The organism is Glutamicibacter endophyticus (genome assembly GCF_048457885.1).
GTDB classification, from domain to species: domain Bacteria; phylum Actinomycetota; class Actinomycetes; order Actinomycetales; family Micrococcaceae; genus Glutamicibacter; species Glutamicibacter endophyticus.
Genome location: NZ_CP174200.1, coordinates 3082017 through 3105716, shown reverse-complemented (window position 1 = coordinate 3105716; position 23700 = coordinate 3082017). Strand labels below are relative to the sequence as shown.

Sequence of the window (23700 nt, the reverse complement as noted above, 5' to 3'; positions counted from 1 at the left end):
TGCACTGACCCTGGATCGATGTGAGGAACCGTGATGACCGAGCCACTGCCCGTTGTGGAACACGAATGCCTGTACTGCTACCTCTACCGCATGTTCGGTGTAATGGGCTGCGATAAAACTTTGCGGCTGAGCGCCTATTACCGCGACACGATGGCGCCGCGCGCCATTGCACTGGAACGCAAACTGGCCGAGCTGGGCGGGTTCTGTGACTGTGAGGTGCTTATGAACCTAGTCAGCCCCGCCGACGAACTCGACGAAGACGACGAGGACGAGGACGGGGCCTACGAATTGGAAAGCTGGGAACCCGACGACGGGCAGAAAGAGCTGGTGTGCACCGGCGTGCGCCGGGGCTGCACCAGACCCTGCGAAAACTGGCTCATCCGCCGCGGTATACAGTGGGGCGGCGGTCAGTATCGATGAACTACTTTTTGACGACACCCTTGCGGGCACGCAATAGCTCCACTGCGATCGGGATCAAGGAAATCAGCACGATCACGATGAAGATCAGGTCGATATTGTGCTCGATCCAGTCGATCTGCCCCAGCCAATAACCGAGTAGCGTGACGCCGATACCCCACAGCGCTGCACCGATGAGGTTGAAAGCGACAAAGGTGGAACGCTTCATTTCGGCCACGCCGGCGATCACCGGCACGAACGTACGCACGACCGGTACGAAGCGAGCCAAAATCACGGCACGACCGCCAAAGCGTTCGAAGAATTCGTGGGCTTTTTGCACATTGGACTGGGAGAAGAACCGGGAGTCCTCGCGCTTAAACAGCGCTGGCCCGGTCTTTCGCCCAATAATGTATCCGGTTTGATCCCCGATAAAGGCACAAACGAAAATCGCGAGGCAGAAGACCCACAACGGAATATGGATGGTTCCGGTGGCGATGAGCATGCCCACGGTGAAAAGCATCGAATCGCCAGGCAGGAAGAACCCGACCAAAAGACCAGTTTCGGCGAAGACGATGCCGCACACCAAGAGCAAGACCCAAGGGCCGAGGGCCGGGTTGTTGAGGAATACGGCAGGGTTCAGCCAATCGGGGAGGAACGCCGCGCCAAGGGGCATCACTCCGGGATTGCTGAATGTCGAAAGCAAGGAGGAAAGATCAAGCACGCTTCTTACAGTACGGGAACTTGCTGGGCTTTTCCCATGACAAGTAGGCAGCCTCACGTTATGCTTTGCCCGGCTCTGGCATGACAGCTGTCATGGGTGGAACATGACTTTTTGATCTTCTGCCGGTTAGGTGCCGTGGCGAAGACTAGAGGCATGGAAACACAGACAGCCACCCAGGCCCTGACACTGTCGGGGCTGACTAAAACCTTTACCGGTCTCGGTGACACCGTCCATGCGGTCCGCGGGATCGACCTGTCGATTCCCTCGGGCCAAATCATGGCCCTGCTAGGGCCTAACGGCGCCGGGAAGACCACCACGGTGGACATGATCCTGGGCTTGAGCACTCCCACCTCGGGGGAGGTCGAAGTGCTGGGGCTGAAGCCTAAGCAGGCGGTACTCGGCGGCCGGCTATCCGCCGTCTTGCAGACCGGAGGATTGCTACGCGATCTCACGGTACGTGAAACGGTCACCGTGATCGCCGCCATGCACGAAGTCCCCGAACGGGTGAACGAAGTGATGGAGCGGGCGCGGCTGACCGGAATCGCTAAGCGGAAAATCGCCAAGTGCTCCGGCGGCGAGCAACAACGCGTCAAGTTCGCTCTGGCCCTGCTGCCAAACCCGGATGTGCTGATCCTCGATGAACCCACGGCCGGCATGGACGTCATGGCACGCCGTGATTTCTGGGCCTCGATGCGCGAAGATGCCGGGACCGGGCGCACCATTATTTTCGCCACCCACTATCTGGAGGAAGCACAGAGCTTCGCCGAACGCACCGTGCTCATGCGGCAAGGACAGATCATCGCCGACGGAGCGACCAGCGAACTTCGCTCCTTGATCTCGGGTCGGCATGTCACCGCCACCCTACCCGACGCCCAGGCAGTGGCGGCCGCCGAAGCCAGTGACCCGAACGTAAGCATTGTCGAACGCAACGGGTTGCGCGTGCAGTTCAGTTGCCAAGATTCCGACCGTTTAGCCGCCAGGCTGTTGGGCGAACTCGGTGCCTTCGACCTCGAGATTTCCGCCCCTAGCCTCGAAGATGCTTTCATCCAGCTAACCAAGGACCCCTCATGAATGCCACCTATATCCGCATTGAGTTCACCCGACACCTGCGCGACGGGTATAACTTGCTCTTCGCACTGCTACTGCCCGCCGCCATGTATCTGCTTTTTGGCACCCTGCCGGGGTACTCCGCAGAGGAAGCCGGGGCTGGCAACGTGAAGTTCTACATCATGGTCTCCATGGCTGCCTACGGTGCGGCGGTGAGTACAGTGGCCATTGCCGGAACGGTAGCCACCGAAACCATGCAGGGCTGGGGCCGCCAGATAGCGATGACGCGTATGCCTGCCGCTTCCTTTGTGGCATGCAAGATGTTTGTGGCGACTACCGTTGCAGGGCTGAGTTCCGCGCTGGTTTTCGTATTGGGAGCCAGTACCGGGGCCACCGTGGCCGAAGGCTGGATTTGGCCGGTGAGCTATCTGATTACGCTCTGCGGGTCGCTGATCTTTGCCTGCTACGGCATTGGCGTAGGCATGCTGTTTAAGTCGGAATCGGCCCTGGGGTTGGCCTCGGGACTTTTGGTCTTCTTCGCTTTCTTCGGCAACGTATTTATGCCGCTCAGCGGCCTCATGCTGGACATCGCACGATTCACCCCGATGTACGGGTTCGTGGCGCTGGCCCGCTACCCGCTGATGCGCGATGTTCCCGAATTCACCGGCATGGCACCGGACGCATTGTGGATTCCGGTGACTAATCTGGTGGCATGGACCGTCATCTTCGCGATCTTCGCCGTCGCGGCCACTCGGAAGGCCAAGGCCCGGCAGTGAGCGAACGGTCGCTACCGCCGGATGAAGCGGAACAGTTCTGGAATAAGCATGGATGGCTTATTTCCGGAGTGTGGCTGATCTTTCTGACCTTCCCGCTGATGGCGCTGCTCGAGGAGCCCTATCCGCTACCACTGAAGGTACTGGGGATAGGGCTCATCGTGCTCTTCGCCGTGATTTATGTGCGCGGCTATGCTCGCTTCAGCCACACGGTGGGTCACGGCGGAACGCGAAGCCTCGAAGCGTATGGCTACTTCGCGGTGCTCTGTGTTCTCGTTCTGGGCTCCATACCGCTACTCGATGCGGGCGTGCTGAGCATGCTGCCCTTCATCTCCTCCTACGCCGCGTTCCTGCTTCGCCGTCCGGCCGTCTATGCAACCTACGCCGTGGTGCTGGTGCTCTGCTTCGCGCTACCGCTCATCTACGATGTGCTGCTCGGAGCCCTGTTCCTCATCGGGCTGAACGTGGTGCTCATGGTGGTGTACCTGATCACCGTGATGGCCATCGAGCGGTCCGTCGCCGCCGAAGCGGTGCGCGCCGACTTCCTCGTCCTCAGCGAGCAGGAACGGATGGCGCGCGACGTGCACGACGGCATCGGCCATTCACTCACAGCACTGAACCTAAAGGCCCAGCTGGCCCTGCGGCTGATCGATAACGGCAAGGTACAACAAGCACGTAGCGAGGTTGAACAGCTCTCCGAACTGGCCGTGGCCGCGCTAGATTCGGTGCGCACCACCGTGCAAGGGCTGAGTCACCACGACCTAGCCGAACAGTTAGCCGCGGTGCGCGAGGCGTGCGAGGCCAACGGCATTTCGTTCACCGTCATCGGGCAACCCGATATGATCCCGACACGGTGGCGTTCGCACGCCTCATGGATTCTTCGGGAGGCGCTCACTAACGTGTGGCGGCATGCGCATGCCAGCCGTGTCCGCGTGGTGATCGGACCGGCTTCGCTGAGCGTGGATGATGACGGTGATGGACTGCAGGGCAGCGAACCGGGACATGGCATTCGTGGAATGTATGAACGTGCCCGACTGCTCGGGGCCGAATTCGAACTAGGCACCTCTAATCTAGGTGGCGTCAGCGTACGCCTGACCTTTCCGGTAACCGAGGGGGACCAGCGATGATCCGGATCATCATTGCCGACGACCAGCATCTGGTGCGCGGGGCGCTGGTCGCGCTCTTGAACCTGGAGGCCGACCTTCAGGTGGTCGCCGAATGTTCCGACGGCGACGAAGTGCTCGCGGCGCTCGCCGAGCACCCGGCCGACGTGGCGCTGCTCGATGTACAAATGCCCCGGCAGGACGGCTTGCAGACCGCGGCACAGCTACGTGTGGCACACCCGGAGGTGAAGATCATCATCGTCACCACCTTTGACCGTCCGGGCTACTTCCGGCAGGCCTTCGATCTGGGGGCTCAAGGATTCTTGGTGAAGGATGCGCCACCGGCCGAACTGGTCGAGGCCATTCGCAGGGTACATCGGGGAGGCAAGGTGATTGACCCGCAACTGGCGATGCTCAGCGTACAAACCGCGCAAAATCCCCTGACCGAGCGCGAACGCGAAGTGCTTTCGCTGGCTGCCGCAGGAGGCCCGGTGGCGCGGATTGCCGGGCAATTGCACCTATCCGCCGGAACGGTCCGCAACCATTTATCGAATGCGATCGGCAAACTCGGTGCCGCCAACCGCATCGAGGCAGCCCATGCGGCAAAAGAACGCGGCTGGATCTAGCGGGTCGCAAAGTGGGTGATCATGCCGACCACCCAGACCGATGAGGCTAATGCGACGCAACCGAATTCCACCAGGATACCCACGCCCATCGCCTTCAACGCCGCCCACGACGATCCAAGCGCACCGTGGGCGTCTCGACGCCGCACACTTTCGCCGGCGAACAACCCGATCGCGAAACCGATAAACAGGCCCACCACGGGGATCACGAAGGCACCGATAATGGCGGCTAGTAGCGCGATCAGGATCGAACCACGCGGGATATTGTGTTCCTTGAGCTTCTTGCCGGTCAGCACCGCCGAGGCGCTAAAACCCAACAAGGCCAGCACGCCACCGATCCCCGCGGCCCACCACGCCGGGGCCGTGCCCATCAGTGCGGCCCAGCCGATCAGGGTGCCGATCGTCAACAGCGACCCGGGCAAAACCGGGAAAATCGTGCCGAGCGCCGAAACGATCAACAAGGCGGCGGCGAGCACCGAGAACAAAATCTGTGTATCCACGATCCCCAGTGTGACACGCTAAGGTCATGAGTCTTCCGACAGCTGGCATTGAACTGAGTATCGAACACTCCGTGGCCACCCTGCGCTTGCATAATCCGAGACAGTACAACGCCCTGACGCGCCAGATGTGTCAGGAACTGATCGAGCACATTGCACGCTGTAGCGAGGACGCCGACGTGGCCGTACTGGTGCTCACCGGCGACGGCGAGCATTTCTGTGCCGGCATTGCCATCGATCGCATGGACGAAGTGCTCTTCGACGGCCCGGACGGAGTCGTGAATCATTTTGACGCGGTCGATCGGGCCCTGCGCGACTGCCCGAAACCGGTGATCGCGCTCGTGCGCGGCACCTGCTACGGCGGCGCCTGGCAGCTGGCTTCTGCTTGCGACATCCAACTGGCCTGCGAGGACGTGCGTTTAGCCATCACCCCGGCGAAAATCGGTTTGCTCTTCCCGCGGCGGGGCCTGGAGCGGCTGGTGAATACGGTGGGGCAGAGCCGTGCCCGCTATTTGCTCTTTTCCGGACTCCGGCTCGAGGCCGAGCAGATAGCCGCCTGGGGGTTGTTTACCGAGGTGCTTCCGGCCCGGGACCTGGACGAGCGCGTGGCGAAGCTAGTGCAGCAGTTGGCGGAGAATTCCCCCTACGCGCTGCGCCGGAGCAAGCAGGCGATGAACCTGCTCGAGCGCGCCGAAGACGCCGACTCGTCGGAGTTTTGGCAACGTGTCTGGGCTGAGAACGGGGCCAATCCCGATTTGGCCGAGGGGCGGGCAGCCTTCCAGCAGAAACGCCGCCCTGATTTTCGCCCGTGGTCCGCGTCGGTCCAGTAGCAAAAGAATGGTACCGAACCGACGTATGGACCGCGGTTCTTAGGCTTGAGCGTGCCGCGCCACCAGCTCTCGTTTGAGGATTTTGCCGCTTGGGCCCAGCGGAAACTCGGTGACGATCTCGACGAGCCGCGGGTACTTGTATGCGGCCATGCGCTCGGCAGCCCATTGCCGCACCGTATCGGCGTCGAGCCCGGAGGACTCGGCCACGGTGATGGAGGCGGCGATCTCTTGGCCGTGTGTTTCGTGACTGACGCCGTAGACCGCGGCGTTGGTGATCCCCGGATGCTCCATGAGGACTTCCTCGACTTCGCGTGGGTAGACGTTGTACCCATTGCGCAGGATCATGTCCTTGGTTCGGTCAACGATGCGCACGTAATCATCCTCGTCCTTGGTGCCCAGGTCACCGGTGCGGAACCAGCCATCGACCATGGCTTCGGCGGTGGCTTCGGGACGATTGAGGTAACCGGAGAAAAGGTTGTGTCCGCGCACGACCACTTCGCCGAGTTCGCCGCGTGCGAGCAACACGATGCGTCCGGGCTCGGTGGGGTCGGCGATCTCGACGTCCACACCCCAGATCGGGGTGCCGACCGTTCCTGGCCGGGGTTCGCGGTTGACATGGTTGAGACAGGCCACCGGTGAGGTTTCGGTGAGGCCGTAGCCTTCGTGAATTTTCGCGCCGAAGCGCTGTTCAAAGCCCTGCAAGACGCTTAGCGGAAGTGCCGCGCCCCCGGATACCCCGTAGCGCAATGACTTGGGCCGCTCGGTGCGGGCCTTGCCGGCTTCGAGCAGAGCGATATACATGGTCGGCACCCCAAAGAACACGTCCACGTCTTGGTCGAGCACGATATCCAGTGCATCGGGTCCGGTGAATTTTGGCAGCAGGATGATTTCGGCACCCGCGCGGATTCCCACATTGAGCACCGCTGTTTGCCCGAATGTGTGAAAGAGCGGTAGTCCGCCAAAGAGCCGGTCACCGGCCTGGACTTCAAGTGTTCCTCCGATCAGTGCCCCGGTTTGTTCCACAAGGGCCAGGTGGGTGCCCATGGCCCCTTTGGGTTTGCCGGTGGTTCCGGAGGTGTAGAGGATCGTAGCGATGTCTTCGGGGTGTCGGGGCAGGTAGGTGTCGATGGGGGTGCTGGCGGCGGCACGCTCTTCGAGCCGGTCGGTGCCCAGTTCGGTCGGTGCCAGCACGCTGAAGACCGGCACACCGCTGGCTTGTGCCCCGGCGGTTCCTTCGGCGAGCAGCGGGGCCGCGCAAATAAGCACCTTGGCCTCGGCGTCCTCCAACACGTAGGAGATTTCTTGGCGTTTGAGTAGTGCATGGATGGGGACCGCAATGGCCCCAAGGCTCAGCACCGCATAGTAAACGCGGGCGAAATCTGTCACGTTCGGCATCAGTAGTGCGACGCGATCGCCAGGGCCCACCCCGGCGTCGCGTAGTGCCCCGGCGTAGGCACGCGTCTCATCCCAGAGCTCACGGTAGCTGGTGGTAATCCCGCTCATGGTGATCGCGGGGCGATCCGCATGACGCTTGGCGGATTCTGCCAGCAGGGCGGCGACGGACATGGTGAGATTCGAGGCGGGGCGCTGCATGGAAGGATCTCCTTGGCATTGGGTGACGTGTATCACAGTACATATCATCCTAGTGGAACGCCGTCTCAAATCAAGAGATTCAGTTTCAATTCGCGCGGGGACCTAGCGCAGTCGGGCGTTATTCAGCACGGGCAGGGCCTGACGAACTTGATCGATAATGCTTGGATCGATGCCCACTAGCTGCATGGTCGGAGCCGTGCCGAGATCCTTGATGACTTCCCCTGTCGGGGAAATGACCGCACTATGCCCCACGCCCAGTGGCGTGCCGGCTGGTACGTCGTCGCGAACCGTAGCCGGATCGGCCTGATCGACCGCGATGACAAAGGTGGTGCTGTCCATGGCGCGGGCCCGCGTGGCCAGCTTCCACTGCCGCGCCTTTCCGGGGCCCGAGGCCCAGGATGCGCACACGATATTGACTACCGCGCCGGTTTCGGCCATCTGCAGGAAGAGGTCGGGGAAGCGCACGTCATAGCAGGTGGCCAAGCCGATGGTGATGCCGTTGAGCTCGAAGGTTACCGGGTGTTCGCCGGGGGTGACGGTTTTCGATTCGTGAAAGCCAAAAGCATCGTAGAGGTGGATCTTGTCGTAGCTGGTGTCCACCGTCGGGCCGGTGACGAGCAGAGTGTTACGCACCGTGTGCTTGTCGGCGCCCGGGGTGAACATGCCGGCGACGACGGTGATCCCATGGTGCTCGGCGGCGGCGCGCACGGCGCTGGCCCACGGGCCATCTAGGGGTTCGGCGATGGGGGATAGCGAGGTGCCAAAGGCGCACATGGAGGCTTCGGGAAAGACGATGAGATCCGCGCCCTGCCGCGCGGCGTCGGCGATGTGGGTGCGCAGCAGCTCGAGGTTCTCGGCTGGGCTGGTCGTGCTCAAAATTTGTGCGAGTGCAATTTTCATCATCATCCCTGCCTTGTGGACGCTTGCGTTCCACCATCTTGGCACAGTTGGCCCATATTGGCTCCCGTGCGGCAAGCGCACGTCGGTAAGTCCTGCCGCTGGTGAGAATCATCCGTAATAATAAGACAATGACTACTGAGCACAGGGATGCGGAACCGACAAACTCGCGACCACCATCGATGGCCGACGTGGCCACGGTGGCCGGGGTGTCGCATCAAACGGTGTCCCGAGTCCTCAACGACCACCCCAATGTCCGTGAAGACACCCGCCAGCGTGTTCTGCAGGCCATTGAGCAGATGGGCTACCGGCGGAATCGGGCAGCACGCGCGCTGGCTACCGCACGAACCAGCACCATTGGCATTCTGACCGTGGGAAATTCGAATTTCGGACCGGCCAATACCGTGCTGGGCATTGAATCGGCGGCGCGAGCCGAGGGGTACTTCGTTTCGGTGAGTTCTCTGGAGGCCTCCGATGCGGCCGGTGCGCAACTGGCGTTGGGCCACCTGGTTGATCAGGGAGTGGACGGGATCATCGTGGTGGCACCGCTGGCGGAGGTGGCCCAGGTGGTGGAGCGCGCCTCGTTGAATGTGCCGGTGGTCGTGGTGGCCGCCAACCCGCTGGCAGAGCCCACGGATGCCTTGCGTTACGTCTGCGCGGACCAGCGTTTCGGCGCGCGGGCGGTGACCGAGTATCTCATCGAACTGGGGCACCGGCAGATCGCCCATGTGGTGGGCCAGGAGAACTGGATCGATGCCGCCGAGCGCCGCACGGAGTGGCGAAAGGTGCTCGAGGAGCATGCGGTGCAGGGTCGAGAGTACCGCGCCGAGGGCTGGAGCGCTGCCGATGGCTATGCGGTGGGGCGGCAAGTTGCCGACGATATTGCCGCCGGCCAGGGTCCTACCGCGGTTTTCGCGGCCAACGACTACATCGCGCTGGGTCTCCTGCGAGCACTCTGGGAGCGTGGCTTGCAAGTGCCGGATGATGTGTCGGTAGTGGGTTTTGATGATGTGGAGAGTTCGGCTTTTTATATCCCGGCATTGACCACCGTGAGGCAACCCTTTGGGGCCCTGGGCAAGTCGGCCATGAGTGCGCTCTCGGCGCTGTCCGCCGGGGAGCCGGGTGGTGAAGGGCGTTTTGCGGCCACCCTGGAGCCGGAGCTGATTGTGCGCGCGTCCACCGCGCCGCCACGCGCCGCGAAGGACTAACTTGCCGGGCGCCGAAGCCCGGAGCTAGAAACTGAAATTGCCATGGGGGCTTGTGAGCCAAAGATGTTAGCGCTAACATTTTTGGAGACAGACCACATTTCAGCGCTTCTCGTGCACCGTACGAGGAGTTACTCAAGGAGTACCCGTGAGCACGCAGCAGTTTCAGACCGCCCGCAGCGACATCGACTCGGGGCGTGCCTATCTGGGGATCGAACTTGGCTCCACCCGCATCAAGGCGGTGCTGATCGCACCCAATGGGGATGTGCTCGCCGGCGGGGAGCATCAGTGGGAGAACCGTTATGAGAACCGGCTCTGGACCTACAGCCTCGAGGCCGTCTGGGAAGGGATCCAGCGCTGCTATGGTGCGCTGGCCGAGCAGGTCGAACTGGAGTATCACACCTCGCTGCGGCAGTTGGCCGGCATCGGCATTTCCGCGATGATGCACGGCTATCTGGCCTTCGACGCGCAGGGGCAACTGCTGGTGCCCTTCCGCACGTGGCGTAATACCAACACCGCCGTCGCGGCCGAGCAACTCAGCGCACGGTTCGGGTGCAATATCCCCTTGCGCTGGTCCATTGCTCACCTCTGGCAAGCCATGCTCGATAACGAGGAGCATGTACCGCAGCTGGACCGGCTGACCACCCTGGCCGGATACGTGCACTGGAAGCTCACCGGAGAATTCGTGCTGGGCGTCGGGGACGCCTCGGGGATGTTCCCGATCGATAGCGAAAGCGGACAGTACGACGCTAAGCTCATCGCCTCCTTCGACGAATTGGCCGGGGACCGGCTCGGTTCCCGAGGGCTTCGCGCCCTGTTGCCGACAGTGAAGCCAGCCGGGGAGAATGCCGGATTCCTGAGCGCCGACGGGGCGCGGCTCTTGGATCCCAGTGGCACGCTGCAGGCGGGTATCGCGCTCTGCCCGCCGGAAGGGGACGCCGGAACCGGCATGGTGGCCACCAATTCGGTGGCCGTGCGCACCGGCAACATATCGGCCGGCACGAGCATCTTTGCCATGGTCGTTCTCGAACGAGCGCTGCGCGGTGCGCACGCCGAGGTCGATCTGGTTACCACGCCCAGCGGCGACCCGGTGGCCATGGTGCACTGCAATAACGGAGCCAGTGAGCTCGGCGCCTGGGCCGAGGTCTTCACGCAGTTCGCCACGGGACTGGGGCATCAGGTGGATGCCACACAGGTCTATGCCACGCTCTTCGACGCGGCCCGCCAGGGCTCCCCGGACGCCGGAGGCCTGCTAGCCTACAACAATCTTTCCGGCGAACCCATTACCGGCCTCAGCGAGGGACGGCCGCTTCTGGTGCGCGGTCCAGATTCGCAACTGACCTTGGCCAACCTCATGCGCTCCCAGCTCTATGCGGTGTTCTCCACGCTGTCATTGGGTCTGCGCGTGCTGACCGAGCAGGGGGTGCAAATCGAGACAATGCATGCCCATGGCGGCTTGTTCCGCACCCCTGGTGTCGCCCAGCAAATGCTGGCCGCTGCCATCGGAACCCCGGTCGCCGTCGGGCAAGGGGCGGGGGAGGGCGGTGCTTGGGGGATCGCCGTCCTAGCCGCCTACATGGGCAGCGGGGCCCGTGAGGACTTGGCCGACTACCTGCAACGACAGATTTTCGCCGCCACCCAACCTGCGGTGCTCGCACCTCAGGAAGCGGACGTCGTCGGTTACGACAGCTACCTGAATCGCTACAGCGCCGGCCTGGCCGTGCAACGCGCCGCCACCGAGGCCCTCTAACGGGCAGGTGCGCCCTAGACATCGAATCGGAACCTAGAAAAGAGACGGACCGCCATGTCCACCAGCAATGCCTTGGCCGCCTACCCGGCCAGTATGATCCAACAGCTTCGCCAGGTGCGTCAGACCGTGGCCGAGCTGCACGCCGAACTGCCCCGCTACGAATTGGTGGTGTGGACCGCAGGGAACGTGTCCCAACGTGTGGCCAACCCCGAGGTGCCCGACGGCAGCGCCGACCTTTTTGTCATCAAGCCCTCCGGGGTCTCCTACGAGCAACTGACCGCCGAGTCCATGGTGGTGTGCACCTTGGATGGGCAACTGCTCGAGGGCAGCCGGGCTCCCTCCTCCGACACCGCGGCACATGCCTATGTCTATCGGCAGATGCCGCAGGTTGGCGGTGTGGTGCATACGCACTCCACCTACGCTACCGCATGGGCCGCACGTGGCGAGGAGATTCCCTGCGTGCTGACCATGATGGCCGACGAATTCGGCGGCTCCATCCCGGTGGGTCCCTTCGCCGTCATCGGTGATGACTCCATCGGCCGCGGCATTGTCGAAACCCTCGGCGCTTCGCGCAGCCCGGCGGTGCTGATGCGTAACCACGGGCCCTTCACCATCGGAGCCGATGCCCGCTCGGCGGTTAAGGCCGCCGTGATGTGCGAAGAGGTTGCCCGCACAGTACATATCGCCCGGCAACTCGGCGACCCTTTGGCCATCGCACCCGAGGCCATCGACTCCCTCTACGACCGCTACCAAAACGTCTACGGCCAGAAGTAACGGCCCGCGGAACAAGCTGAAAGGTATTAACGGAAATGAGCAAAGCGTACGCGCAGCAGGAGGTCTGGTTCTTTACCGGGAGCCAAGATCTCTACGGCGAGCAAACCCTGGCCCAGGTAGCCGAGCAATCTCGCGAAGTCGCCCAGACCCTGGAGCAGAGCGATGAGATTCCGGCCCGTATCGTCTGGAAGCCGGTGCTCAAGGACGCCGAGGCAATCCGTCGTGCCATGCTCGAGGCCAATAGCGATGACCGGGTGTTGGGGGTGATCACCTGGATGCATACCTTCAGCCCCGCGAAGATGTGGATCGCCGGACTCAACGCGCTACGCAAGCCACTGTTGCATCTGCACACCCAGGCCAATGTCGAACTTCCCTGGGACACCATCGACTTCGACTTCATGAACCTGAATCAGGCCGCTCACGGAGATCGCGAGTATGCGTATCTGGCCACGCGGATTGGTGCCGCGCGCACGACCGTGGTGGGGCACGTGTCGAATCCGGCGGTGACCGCGCGCATCGGCACCTGGATTCGTGGGGCGGCCGGTTGGGCCGCCACGCAGGGCTTGAAACTGGTGCGCTTCGGGGACAATATGCGCAATGTGGCGGTCACCGAGGGCGATAAGACCGAGGCCGAGTTGCGCTTTGGAGTTTCGGTGAACACCTGGGCGGTCAACGACCTGGTCGAGGCCGTCGCGGCGGTCGACGAGGCGCAGGTGGATGAGCTGGTGGCACTCTACGAGCGCGAATATGAGGTGGTCCCCGAGCTGCGTGCCGGGGGCGAGCGCCATGACTCGCTACGTTACGCCGCCCGCCAGGAGCTGGCCATCGAGGCCTTCCTCGTGCGCGAGGGGGCCAAGGCCTTCACCACCAACTTCGAGGATCTGGGCGAGCTACGTCAGCTACCCGGCCTGGCCGTGCAACGCCTGATGAGCAAGGGTTACGGTTTTGGTGCCGAGGGTGACTGGAAGACCGCGGTGTTGGTGCGGGCCGCCAAGGTCATGGGCGCCGGACTTGCCGGTGGCGCCTCGCTCATGGAGGACTACACCTACGATCTGACGCCGGGGCAAGAGCTGATTCTCGGGGCGCATATGCTCGAGGTCTGCCCCTCGTTGACCACCGATACCCCGCGTATCGAGATTCACCCGCTGGGGATCGGGGGCCGCGAGGATCCGGTGCGCATGGTGTTCAATGCCGCGCCGAGCGAGGCCGCCGTGGTGGTTTCGCTGGCCGATATGCGCGAGCGGTTCCGGCTCACGGCCAACGTGGTCGATGTGGTCACTCCGCCGCAGGATTTGCCGCACCTGCCGGTTGCCCGTGCGGTGTGGCAGCCGCGTCCGGACTTTTCCACCTCCGCCGAATCGTGGCTGACCGCCGGTGGTGCGCACCATACGGTGATGTCGACCGCCGCGGGGCTGGAGGCCTTTGAGGTGTTCGCGCAGATCGCCCGCACCGAACTGCTGGTGATCGATGAGCACACCACGCGGCGTGGTTTCGCCGAGACGGTGCGCTTCAACCAGGCCTACTACCGTCTGGCCGAGGGGCTTTAGGGCGGGTCGGTGAACGCCGGCTGACCGCGCGCGATTCAGTGCGCAAGGGGTCGGACTGCTAACTTTGTGACGTCAGTTACTTGTTAGTAGTCCGACTTTTTCATTGTGAGCGTGGTGCCTGATCGAGTCCCGTTGCATCGGGAAAAAATTCCGGTCATATCTGCGTCGAACTCTTTACTGGGTGAATTGTTAGCGCTAACATTGTGACCATCGGCACATTAGCTCGCGTCCAAATGGATGCATTTCCGACCCGTTAGCGGGTCGGTCTCAAGGAGGAATCTCAATGAAGCGAAAGACCTTTTTGCGCAGCGGCCTCGCCGCCCTGTCCATGGTCGCAGTAGCGGCGCTCGGCGCCTGCTCATCCGGAGGTGACGGCGGATCCGCAGGCGCCGGCGAAACCATCAGCCTTGGCTTCTCCCAGGTCGGCGCGGAATCCGGTTGGCGCGCTGCGAACACGAAGTCGATCCAAGAGTCACTGACCGCGGAAAACGGCTTCAAGCTCAGCTTCTCGGATGCCCAGCAGAAGCAAGAGAACCAGATCCAGGCATTGCGTTCCTACATCGCACAGGGCGTGGACGTGCTGGCCTTCTCCCCGGTGGTTGAAACCGGCTGGGATGCGGTGCTTCAGGAAGCCAAGAACGCCGGTATTCCGGTGATCCTCACCGACCGTGCCGTCGACACCACCGACGACAGCCTCTACGCCTCCTTCATCGGCTCGGACTTCGTCGAAGAGGGACGTCGCGCCGGAGCATGGGTGAAGGAAAACTTCGACGGAGACCAGCTGAGCATCGTCGAACTGCAGGGCACCACCGGCTCTGCCCCGGCGCTGGATCGCCAGGAAGGCTTCGCCGAAGCCATCGAGGGCAGCGATGCCAAGATCATCGATTCGCAGACCGGTGACTTCACTCGCGCCGGCGGCAAGAAGGTCATGGAAGGCTTCCTGAACTCGCACGACGACATTGACCTGGTCTTCGCCCACAACGACGACATGGGTCTAGGCGCCATCGAAGCCATTCAGGCCGCCGGTAAGAAGCCGGGCGACGACATCAAGATCGTCACCATCGACGCGGTCAAGGACGGCATGCAGGCCCTGGCCGACGGCAAGATCAACTACATCGTCGAATGCAACCCGATGCTTGGTGAAGACCTCGCCGAGATCGCGAAGAAGGTTGTGGCCGGTGAGCCGGTCGAGAAGCGCATCGTTGTTGAAGACGCCGCCTTTACCCAGGAACAGGCAGCCGAGGCGCTACCGAATCGCCAGTACTAATCAGCAGGTTTGGCGGTGGGCTCGAGCCCACCGCCACCACCCTTAGACGAACCCCTTGAAGGCAAGGCCATGATTGCATCAACTCCCCACCAGCGGCAGAACGCCGCCACCGATCAGCTCGCGGGAAGTGCCCGCCCGGTGGTCGAAATGACCGGCATCAGCGTCGAGTTCCCCGGCGTGAAGGCGCTGGACTCGGTGGACTTCCGGCTCTTCCCCGGCGAAGTGCATGCGCTGATGGGTGAGAACGGTGCCGGCAAATCCACCCTGATCAAGGCCTTGACCGGGGTGAACCAAATCTCCGCCGGCACGATCGTGGTCGACGGGAAGCAAACCCTGTTCGGCGGTCCAGCCGATGCCCGCGAACGCGGCATCTCCACGGTTTACCAAGAGGTCAATCTCTGCGGCAACCTGACCGTGGCCGAAAATATCATGCTGGGCAACGAACCCAGGCGCTTCGGCGGCCTGGACTGGAAGGCGATGCGTGCCCAGGCGCGCGTGCACCTTGAACGCATGGGACTAGATATCGACCCGGCCAGCTCCCTGGACTCGCATTCGCTCGCCGTGCAGCAGCTCGTGGCGATTAGCCGTGCCATGGTGGTCGACGCCAAGGTGCTCATTCTCGATGAGCCGACCTCGTCGCTCGACGCCGACGAAGTCGAGCAGCTCTTCCGGGTGATGCGCCGACTGCGCGAGGAAGGGGTCGGGATCCTCTTCGTGTCGCACTTCCTGGACCAGATCTACGCCATTTCCGACCGCATCACGGTGCTCCGCAACGGGCAACTAGTGCAGGAGCGGATGACCGCCGACCTGCCGCAACGCGAACTGGTTTCGCTGATGATCGCCGGCACCAGCGACGCCGAGGTCGGCGTGGCCACCGAACGCCGCGGCAAAGCGGTGCGTACCGAGGACAGCGCCCCGCTGCTGCAGGCCGTGGGGCTGGGACGCAAGGGCGCGGTCGAGCCCTTCGACTTGGACCTGTACCCCGGAGAGGTGATCGGCCTGGCCGGCCTGCTCGGTTCGGGACGCACCGAATTGGCCCGACTGCTCTACGGGGCCGACAAGTCCGACAGCGGCCAGCTACGGGCCGCCGGTAGCGACCTCAAACTGCGCACCCCACGCCAGGCGCTGGCCCAGAAGATCGCCTATACCTCCGAAGACCGCAAGGGAGAGGGCGTGGTCGGGGAATTGACGGTGGCCGAGAACATCATCCTGGGCCTGCAAGCGGCCCGCGGCTGGATGCGACCACTGCCCAAGACCAAGGCGAAGCAAATTGTCGAGGCCTATATGAAGGCCCTCGGGGTGCGCCCGGCCAACCCGGACGCCCTACTGAAAAACCTCTCCGGCGGCAATCAGCAGAAGGTGCTGCTCGCCCGCTGGCTGGCCACCGCCCCGAAACTGCTGCTGCTCGACGAGCCCACGCGCGGCATCGACATCGGTGCCAAAACCGAAATCATGAACCTGGTCTCCGAACTGGCCGACCAGGGCATGGCGGTGGTGTTCATCTCCGCCGAACTCGAAGAAGTACTGCGCCTCTCCGACCGCATCGCCGTGATGCGCGATCACAAGAAGGTCGCAGAAATCCCAACCACCCGTGACGTCGACGTTCCGCAGCTGATCGAAGTCATCGCCAACGGGGGAGAAAGCAAATGACTCGCATCTACAAACATCGACTCTTCTGGCCCGTGGTGGCGCTGGCCGCGCTGCTACTGGCCTGTACCCTGAAACGTCCCGACATCTTGGGCATCAGCGTCCTTGACGGACACCTTTTCGGGGCCCCGATCGACATTCTGCGCAATAGCGCACCCCTGCTGCTGGTGTCGCTGGGCATGACCCTGGTGATCGCCACCCGCGGCATCGACCTGTCGGTGGGTGCAACGGTGGCCATCGCCGGAGCCGTGGCACTGACCTTTATCGCCGGGTCGGACGACCCCGGATCGCTGGGCACCGCACTCGGTGCCATTGTGGTGGCCCTCGGACTGTGCCTCGTGCTGGGTAGTTTCAACGGATTTCTCGTCTCCGGCTTAGGCATTCAGCCGATTATCGCGACGCTGATCCTGATGACCGCCGGTCGCGGCGTGGCCATGCTGATCACCGGCGGGCAGATCACCACCGTGAACAGCGCGCCGTTTGCGGCGCTGGCCTCGGGCTTCCTGCTCGGTCTTCCGGTGGCCGCACTGATCGCCTACGGCGTCTTCATCGTGATCGCACTCCTGGTGCGCCGCACCGCGCTGGGCATGCTGCTCGAGGCCGTGGGCATCAACCCGGATGCCAGTCGCCTGGCCGGCGTGAAATCCAAGACGCTGGTCTTTACCGTCTATACCCTCTGCGGCGCGCTAGCCGGCCTGGCCGGGCTGATCTTCGCCTCCAACACCATGGCCGCCGACGCGAATAACGCCGGACTGTTTATCGAACTGGACGCCATCCTCGCGGTGGTGATCGGTGGTACCTCGCTGGCCGGGGGCAAATTCAACCTCGGGGGCACCTTGGTGGGCGTGCTGATCATTACCACGCTGAACCTCACGGTGACCGTACTGGGCATTTCCCCGCTGGTGACCCCAATGTTCAAGGCGATCGTCGTGATTGCCGTGACCCTAATGATGTCGCCACGACTGCGTGGCATGCTGGCGGGCTTGCGTGAGCGCCGCCGTTACCAGGAGGTCAACGCATGAGCACCGCAACCGCGCTCGCCGGCACCCGCACATTCCGCCCGCCCAAACTCGACCGACGCTACCTTCCGGTACTGGGCACCATGCTCGTATTCGGGCTCATGCTCGTCATCGGTGGGCTACGCTACGACAACTTCCTATCCCCGGCGGTCATCTCCAACCTCTTCATCAACAACGCGCACCTGATCGTGCTGGCCGCGGGCATGACCTTCGTGATCCTCACCGGCGGTATCGACCTGTCGGTGGGCTCGGTGCTGGCGCTATCCTCGGTCATCACCGCGACCCTGCTCAACGCCGGATGGAACGTAGCGCTCGTGCTACCGCTAGCCATCGCCGCCGGGTCACTGCTCGGGCTGGGTATGGGCGTGATGATCCAATACTTCGAGGTCCAACCCTTCGTGGCCACGCTGGCGGGCATGTTCCTGGCCCGCGGCCTGTGCTTCGTCTTCGCCCCCGAATCTGTGCCGATCCGCGATGAGGGTTTCATCGCCCTGACCAACTGGGGGATGGCCTCCGGACGCTGGCGGCTGACCGCCGCGGTGGTGATCGCCGCTCTCGTGCTGCTGGTCTCGTGGTGGGTCCTGCACCGCAGCCGCTTCGGCCGCACCGTCTACGCGGTGGGCGGCGGCGAACAGTCCGCCACGCTCATGGGCCTACGCGTCGAACGCACCAAGGTCATGGTGTACGTGATCTCCGGGACCTGCGCCGGCCTGGCCGGGGTGCTCTTCGCGATGTTTTCCCGTTCGGGCTACGCGCTCACGGGCGTAGGCATGGAGCTTGATGCTATTGCCGCGGTGGTGATCGGCGGAACGCTGCTCACCGGCGGCACCGGATTTGTGCTTGGCTCGGTCCTCGGCGTGATGGTGTTGGGTCTGATCCAGACCATCATCACCTTCGAGGGGACCCTGAGCTCCTGGTGGACCAAGATCGTCATCGGCGTGCTGCTGCTGGTGTTCGTGATCCTCCAGCGCATACTCACCCTGCGGCGGACCTGACCCGTCCGGGTGCGGGTCAGAGGTCGGCGGCTACCGGCGCCGAACTCTGACCCATTATTTTCGCCGCCATCCGGCGGTGTTTCCCAGCGCAAGTGGCTCAACTGTCAAATGCCCACGCGCGCCATCACGACGTTAGCACGTCGACCTACCATAACGGAGGTTTATAGCTGTGATGCACCAACGAAAACGCTGGGCGGTGCCGCTGGCACTGCTCGTCTCCCTCACGCTGCCGGTCAGCAGCGCCGCGGCGGCCGTGCCGCAACTTCCGCGGCCGGCCACGCCATTGGCCCAACCGGCCGACGATACACCCGCCGAGGAGCATGAAGCCTATGTTTTCCCCTACTTCACCGGGGAAGGCAGCGATGACGGCGAAAAGATCCACCTTGCGGTCTCCAAGGGCGATAGCCCGGATGGCTGGTACACGCTCAACGACGGTAAGCCCGTGCTCGAATCCGAGTTGGGCACCAAGGGCCTGCGCGATCCCTTCCTGATCCGCTCGCCCGACGGGTCGAAGTACTACCTACTGGCAACCGACCTGAAGATGTACGGTGGCGGGAGCTTCGGCGACGCCCAGGAAATGGGCAGCCGTTCACTGATGATCTGGGAATCCAATGACCTGATCAACTGGTCCGAACAGCGCGAGGTCGAGCTGGCCCCGGAGAACTCGGGCAACCTGTGGGCTCCCGAGGCCCACTGGGATGAAGCCACCGGACAGTACGTGGTCTACTGGGCCTCGGCCCTCTACCCGGACGAGGTGGCCCCGGAGGACCGCAATATTCGCGACTCCTACCAGCGCATGATGTACTCCACCACCACCGACTTCGTGGACTTCTCCGAACCCAAGCTGTGGATCGATGAGAAGCGCGGCGACGGCCTGGGGATGATCGACTCCACCGTGGCCGAGGTCGACGACACCTATTATCGGTTGACCAAGGACGAAGGCGACATGAGCGTGCGCATGGAGTCCTCGCCGGAGCTGCTCCGCACCCAAGGGGTAACCGAGGGCGACGGGTGGAACCTGATTACCGAGCAGATCGGTGTCGGGCAGCCCAATCCGTGGGGTGGGACCTTTACCTCCGGCGAGGGTCCGACCATGTTCCCCTCGCTACGCGATGACAGCTGGTACTTGATGATCGACCAGCCCTCCTACCACGGTGGCCAGGGCTACATGGTGTTCGAAACCGACGATCTGGCCAGCGGAGACTGGCGCAGTGCCCCGGAAATCGACCTGCCCTCCAGCCCGCGTCACGGCACCGTGCTGCCGATTACCGCCGCCGAACAGCAGGCCCTGATCGAGGCCTTCCCGCCGGCCGACGAGACCGAGGAGCCGGAGCCGCCGGCGCCGGTCGAGCCCGGACCGGATCCCGAATTGCCCGAGGGAACCTTCACCGAGGGCTTCGATTCAGTCGAGCTGAACGAGCGCTTCAACATTGTGAACGAACAGGCTGGAAGCTGGGAGCTCAAGGACTCGGCACTGCAGATCACCTCGCAGCGCGGAGACACCTGGCAGGACTCGAACGACGCGAAGAACCTGTTCATGGTCGATGTCCCCGCCGGGGATTTCTCGGTGGCCACGCATCTGACCGCCCCGGTCTCCAAGGACTTCCAGGGCGCCGGACTGCTGGCTTGGAAGGACTTCGATAATTACGTGCGCGCCGGACTGGCCCATGTCAACAGCGCCGCCGGGGGACCGGTGGTCATCGAATCCGCCGCCGAAACCGACGGTGTCTTTGGTTCGTCCTTCACCCCGCGCCCGGGGTCGAAAACCGAATGGTTGCGTCTGGACCGCACCGGCAACGAACTGACCGTGTTCTATGGTGACTCCGAGGGCCAGTGGGCCGAAGCCGCCAAATTCACGGTCTCCTGGGATGTGACCCAGGTGGGTCTGTACGCCTTGGCCGCCCAAGACGGCACCGGGCACACGGCCAGCTTCGATAGCTTCTGGCTGCGCGAAGCCGGAGCCAAGGACGTGGTGCCGACCGGTTCCTTCACCCTCGATGGGCCGGGCAAGCAACGGTACCTCGTCACCGATAAGCACCAGCGCCTGTCGTTGAGCGAAACTCGCCCGACCGAAACCCTGCGCTTCACCGCCTCCACGCTGAAGGCCGATGGCGAAACGAGCCCGCTGCGTATCGTGGCCGAACAGGGCGAACTTTCCGTGCGCGGCAAGAAGCTCGAGTTGAGCCAGAAGGACGGTGCCGCGTGGCGTCTGGTGGATGCCGGCGGCGGCAAGCTAAAGCTGCGTTTGGCTGATGCCAAGCATGAGGCCAAGGCCTGGGTCGTACAGCACGAGGATGGATCGTTGCGTCTGGGTAGCCGGGACCAGGCCGTGAGCCTGAGCCTGGGTTCCGGGGAAGTCGGTGCACACACGTTGAGCATCGACGGTGACGGCACCGCCCACGACATCAGCGACACCATGTACGGTGCCTTCTACGAAGACATCAACTACGCGGCCGACGGCGGCATCTACGCCGAATTGGTGCGGAACCGTTCCTTCGAATTTGCGCCCAGCGACAATAAGAGCTTCCACGGCCTAACCGCCTGGGAGACCGTCGGCGGCGGTAAAATCGAGGTCGCCTCCGAGCGCGAGCAGTGGCTGAACGATTCCAACCGTGCCTACCTGCAGATTGAAGCCAGTGCAGCCGGTGACGGGGTGCGCAACACCTCGTACAACGAGGGAGTGGCGCTGAAAGAAGGCGAGAAGTACGACTTCAGCGTGTGGGCCCGCTCCGCGACCGCCCAAGACCTCCAGGTGAGCCTCACCGATGCCACCGGAGAACAGGATCTTGGCAGCGTCACGGTGGCCATCGACGGCAGCGATGAGTGGAAGCAATACACCGCAACCCTCACCGCGCAACGCACCACCGATGCCGGGCGCCTGCAGGTTGCCGCCGGCGCGGCAGGCACCTTGCGTCTGGATATGGTCTCGCTTTTCCCGCAGGACACCTGGGTCGGGCCGGTCAACGGCAAGTCCGTGCTGCGCAAGGATCTGGCCGAGATGGTGGAGGAACTCAAGCCGAGTTTCCTGCGCTTCCCCGGAGGCTGTGTCACCAATGTGGGTACCTTTGACACCTACCTCGACTCGGATGGTCAGGACCGCCAGCGTACCTACCAGTGGAAGGAAACCATTGGGGCCATCGAACAGCGGCCCACCAACTGGAACTTCTGGGGGTATAACCAGTCCTACGGCATCGGCTATCTGGAATATATGAAGTGGGCCGAAGACCTGGGCGCCACCCCGCTGCCGGTGGTCTCGGTCGGTGCCAATGGCTGTGGCTCGAATATCCCGGAGATGACCGATGACGAACGCATCGGCGTCTGGGTGCAAGACACCCTGGACCTGATCGAATTCGCCAACGGGGACACCAACACCACCTGGGGCGCCAAGCGCGCCGAACTCGGTCACCCGGAGCCCTTCAACCTGAAGTACATCGGGCTAGGCAACGAAGAGAACACCAAGACCTTCGAGGCCAATTTCCCGAAGTTCCGCGATGCGATCGCCGAAAAGTACCCAGAGGTCACCATCATCTCCAACACCGGTCCCGACGATGCCGGCACGCGTTTTGATGAGCTCTGGAAGTTCAACCGCGAACAGGGCGTGGACATGGTCGATGAGCACTACTACAACGACCCCTCCTGGTTCCTGGGCAACGACGAACGCTATGACTCCTACGATCGCAACGGTCCGCATGTGTTCCTCGGCGAGTACGCCTCGCGGGGAAACACCTTCGCCAACGCCTTGGCCGAAGCGGCCTACATGACCGGTCTGGAACGCAACTCCGATGTGGTGGAGATGGCCTCCTACGCGCCGATGTTTGCCAACGAGGACTACGTGCAGTGGTCGCCGGACATGATGTGGTTCGATAACGACCAAGCCTGGGGTTCGGTGAACTACTACAACCAGAAACTGTGGATGAATAACGTCGGCGACCAGGTCGTTCCCTCGCAGCTCAGCGGGGAAACCTCCAGCGCCGCGGATCTCAGTGGCGGTATTTTCCTCACCAGCTGGCTGACCAAGGCCGCCTATGACAACGTCAAGGTCACCGACAACGCAAGTGGCGAAACGCTCTTCGCCGACGACTTCTCCGATGCCTCGCAGTGGGAGGCGCAGGGTGGCGACTGGCAGGTCGTGGACGGTCGTTATGTGCAGCAGGACGCCGGCACGGAGGACGCGCGTAGCGTCATCGCCGATGGCTATAACAAGGACTGGAGCAACTACACCCTGGAGCTCACCGCCCGCAAGGAAGCCGGATCGGAAGGGTTCATGGTCGGTTTCGCGGCCGGGGCACCGGATGACTTCTACTGGTGGAATATCGGTGGCTGGGGCAACACCCGCTCGGTGCTTGAACGTGCCGACGGCGCCCGTCAGGGTGAAGTCGCGGCCGGGAAGGATATCTCCGTCGAAACCGGACGCGACTACCAGGTCAAGATCGTCGTCGAGGGGAACACCATCAAGATGTACCTCGACGGGGAGCTGCAGCTGGAATACACCGAGCCTGCACCCAAGCCGCTCTACCAGGTGGTGACGCGCGACGCCGACACCGATGAGCTGATCGTCAAGCTGGTCAACCCGACCGGTACGGCAACGCAGGCGGCCATCGAGGTTTCGGACGCTAACCTCGCGGGCCCGGTTAAGGCCACCGAACTGGTAGCGGCACCGGAAGCACAAAACACCAAGGAAGATCCGGAGAATGTGATTCCGCGTGACTTCGAAGTGGCGGCCGGGGAGCACGGGCTGAACTACGAGGTCCCGGCGTACTCCGTCACCTTCCTGCGCATGGCTACCGCCGGATCGTCCGACCGCTGACGTAAGAGTGGAATTGGACGCGACCGCGCGGTAGACAACGGTGCACAGCTTGCCGTGCAAATGGTGAAGTGTGCCCCATCAATCGACGCTGGCAAGAGAAGATTTAGCGAGCGGCGTACATATAGCGGCTCGGCCCGGTATCTCCAAGCGGAGGTGCCGGGTCGAGTCGCTGTTTCATGTTGACCATGCGGTTGCGGCATGACGAATCA

At 63.0% G+C, this 23700-nt stretch carries 19 protein-coding genes; 15 read left to right on the top strand and 4 right to left on the bottom strand.

The window, feature by feature from the left end; genetic code table 11:
- The first annotated feature begins 33 nt into the window (after nucleotides 1–33).
- Nucleotides 34–420, top strand: coding sequence for a DUF2695 domain-containing protein (locus ACJD00_RS14490; protein WP_418907604.1), 387 nt, complete (start codon nucleotides 34–36; stop codon nucleotides 418–420).
- 1 nt (nucleotide 421) lies between these two features.
- Here ACJD00_RS14490 and ACJD00_RS14485 read toward each other — a convergent pair whose 3' ends face one another.
- A complete protein-coding gene (locus ACJD00_RS14485) occupies nucleotides 422–1117 on the bottom strand; it encodes a DedA family protein (protein ID WP_418907603.1) in 696 nt (231 codons plus the stop codon).
- 153 nt (nucleotides 1118–1270) lie between these two features.
- Here ACJD00_RS14485 and ACJD00_RS14480 point away from each other — a divergent pair, with 153 nt between their 5' ends.
- From ACJD00_RS14480 to ACJD00_RS14465, 4 genes are read left to right on the top strand one after another with little or no spacing between them, the layout of a single operon-like run.
- Nucleotides 1271–2188, top strand: coding sequence for an ABC transporter ATP-binding protein (locus ACJD00_RS14480; protein ID WP_418907602.1), 918 nt, complete (start codon nucleotides 1271–1273; stop codon nucleotides 2186–2188).
- Nucleotides 2185–2940 (top strand): ABC transporter permease, encoded by a 756-nt coding sequence (locus tag ACJD00_RS14475; RefSeq protein ID WP_418907601.1) that lies wholly within the window; start codon nucleotides 2185–2187, stop codon nucleotides 2938–2940. The genes ACJD00_RS14480 and ACJD00_RS14475 overlap by 4 nt, the downstream gene beginning before the upstream one ends.
- Nucleotides 2937–4064, top strand: a complete 1128-nt coding sequence (locus ACJD00_RS14470; RefSeq protein ID WP_418907600.1) for a sensor histidine kinase — start codon at nucleotides 2937–2939, stop codon at nucleotides 4062–4064. The genes ACJD00_RS14475 and ACJD00_RS14470 overlap by 4 nt, the downstream gene beginning before the upstream one ends.
- Nucleotides 4061–4666, top strand: coding sequence for a response regulator (locus ACJD00_RS14465; protein ID WP_418907599.1), 606 nt, complete (start codon nucleotides 4061–4063; stop codon nucleotides 4664–4666). Before ACJD00_RS14470 ends, ACJD00_RS14465 begins: the two co-directional genes overlap by 4 nt.
- Here the strand turns inward: ACJD00_RS14465 and ACJD00_RS14460 are convergent.
- Nucleotides 4663–5163, bottom strand: a complete 501-nt coding sequence (locus ACJD00_RS14460) for a DUF456 domain-containing protein (protein WP_418907598.1) — start codon at nucleotides 5161–5163, stop codon at nucleotides 4663–4665. The genes ACJD00_RS14465 and ACJD00_RS14460 overlap by 4 nt on opposite strands.
- Before the next feature lie 26 nt (nucleotides 5164–5189).
- Between ACJD00_RS14460 and ACJD00_RS14455 the strand changes: the two genes are divergently transcribed.
- Nucleotides 5190–5990 (top strand): enoyl-CoA hydratase/isomerase family protein, encoded by an 801-nt coding sequence (locus tag ACJD00_RS14455; RefSeq protein WP_418907597.1) that lies wholly within the window; start codon nucleotides 5190–5192, stop codon nucleotides 5988–5990.
- Between the two features lie 39 nt (nucleotides 5991–6029).
- Here the strand turns inward: ACJD00_RS14455 and ACJD00_RS14450 are convergent, their stop codons facing one another.
- Together ACJD00_RS14450 and ACJD00_RS14445 are read right to left on the bottom strand one after the other, a co-directional pair.
- Nucleotides 6030–7583, bottom strand: coding sequence for a long-chain-fatty-acid--CoA ligase (locus ACJD00_RS14450; protein ID WP_418907596.1), 1554 nt, complete (start codon nucleotides 7581–7583; stop codon nucleotides 6030–6032).
- Nucleotides 7584–7685: 102 nt separating this feature from the next.
- Nucleotides 7686–8483 carry a carbon-nitrogen hydrolase family protein gene (locus ACJD00_RS14445; protein ID WP_418907595.1) on the bottom strand — a complete coding sequence of 266 codons (798 nt, stop codon included), beginning with the start codon at nucleotides 8481–8483 and terminating at the stop codon, nucleotides 7686–7688.
- Between the two features lie 128 nt (nucleotides 8484–8611).
- On the opposite strand from ACJD00_RS14445, the gene ACJD00_RS14440 reads away from it, so the two are divergent.
- The 9 genes from ACJD00_RS14440 (at nucleotide 8612) to ACJD00_RS14400 (ending at nucleotide 23491) form a co-directional block, all read left to right on the top strand.
- Nucleotides 8612–9688 carry a LacI family DNA-binding transcriptional regulator gene (locus ACJD00_RS14440; RefSeq protein WP_418907594.1) on the top strand — a complete coding sequence of 359 codons (1077 nt, stop codon included), beginning with the start codon at nucleotides 8612–8614 and terminating at the stop codon, nucleotides 9686–9688.
- A 145-nt stretch (nucleotides 9689–9833) separates the two neighbouring features.
- The gene (locus ACJD00_RS14435; protein WP_418907593.1) at nucleotides 9834–11435 is read left to right on the top strand and encodes a xylulokinase; all 1602 of its coding nucleotides are present in this window, start codon (nucleotides 9834–9836) and stop codon (nucleotides 11433–11435) included.
- Between the two features lie 93 nt (nucleotides 11436–11528).
- Nucleotides 11529–12209 carry an L-ribulose-5-phosphate 4-epimerase gene (locus ACJD00_RS14430; protein ID WP_418909345.1) on the top strand — a complete coding sequence of 227 codons (681 nt, stop codon included), beginning with the start codon at nucleotides 11529–11531 and terminating at the stop codon, nucleotides 12207–12209.
- Nucleotides 12210–12244: 35 nt separating this feature from the next.
- Nucleotides 12245–13756: an L-arabinose isomerase gene (gene araA / locus ACJD00_RS14425; RefSeq protein ID WP_418907592.1), complete on the top strand. Its 1512-nt coding sequence runs from the start codon at nucleotides 12245–12247 to the stop codon at nucleotides 13754–13756.
- 283 nt (nucleotides 13757–14039) lie between these two features.
- Complete coding sequence (locus ACJD00_RS14420) at nucleotides 14040–15023, top strand: ABC transporter substrate-binding protein (protein ID WP_418907591.1); 984 nt, start codon at nucleotides 14040–14042, stop codon at nucleotides 15021–15023.
- Between the two features lie 147 nt (nucleotides 15024–15170).
- Entirely contained in the window at nucleotides 15171–16673 is a 1503-nt protein-coding gene (locus ACJD00_RS14415; protein WP_418909344.1) for a sugar ABC transporter ATP-binding protein, read from the top strand.
- A complete protein-coding gene (locus ACJD00_RS14410) occupies nucleotides 16670–17692 on the top strand; it encodes an ABC transporter permease (RefSeq protein ID WP_418907590.1) in 1023 nt (340 codons plus the stop codon). Before ACJD00_RS14415 ends, ACJD00_RS14410 begins: the two co-directional genes overlap by 4 nt.
- A complete protein-coding gene (gene yjfF / locus ACJD00_RS14405) occupies nucleotides 17689–18684 on the top strand; it encodes a galactofuranose ABC transporter, permease protein YjfF (protein ID WP_418907589.1) in 996 nt (331 codons plus the stop codon). Before ACJD00_RS14410 ends, yjfF begins: the two co-directional genes overlap by 4 nt.
- Nucleotides 18685–18856: 172 nt before the next feature.
- The gene (locus ACJD00_RS14400; protein WP_418909343.1) at nucleotides 18857–23491 is read left to right on the top strand and encodes an alpha-L-arabinofuranosidase C-terminal domain-containing protein; all 4635 of its coding nucleotides are present in this window, start codon (nucleotides 18857–18859) and stop codon (nucleotides 23489–23491) included.
- Nucleotides 23492–23700 lie beyond the last annotated feature (209 nt).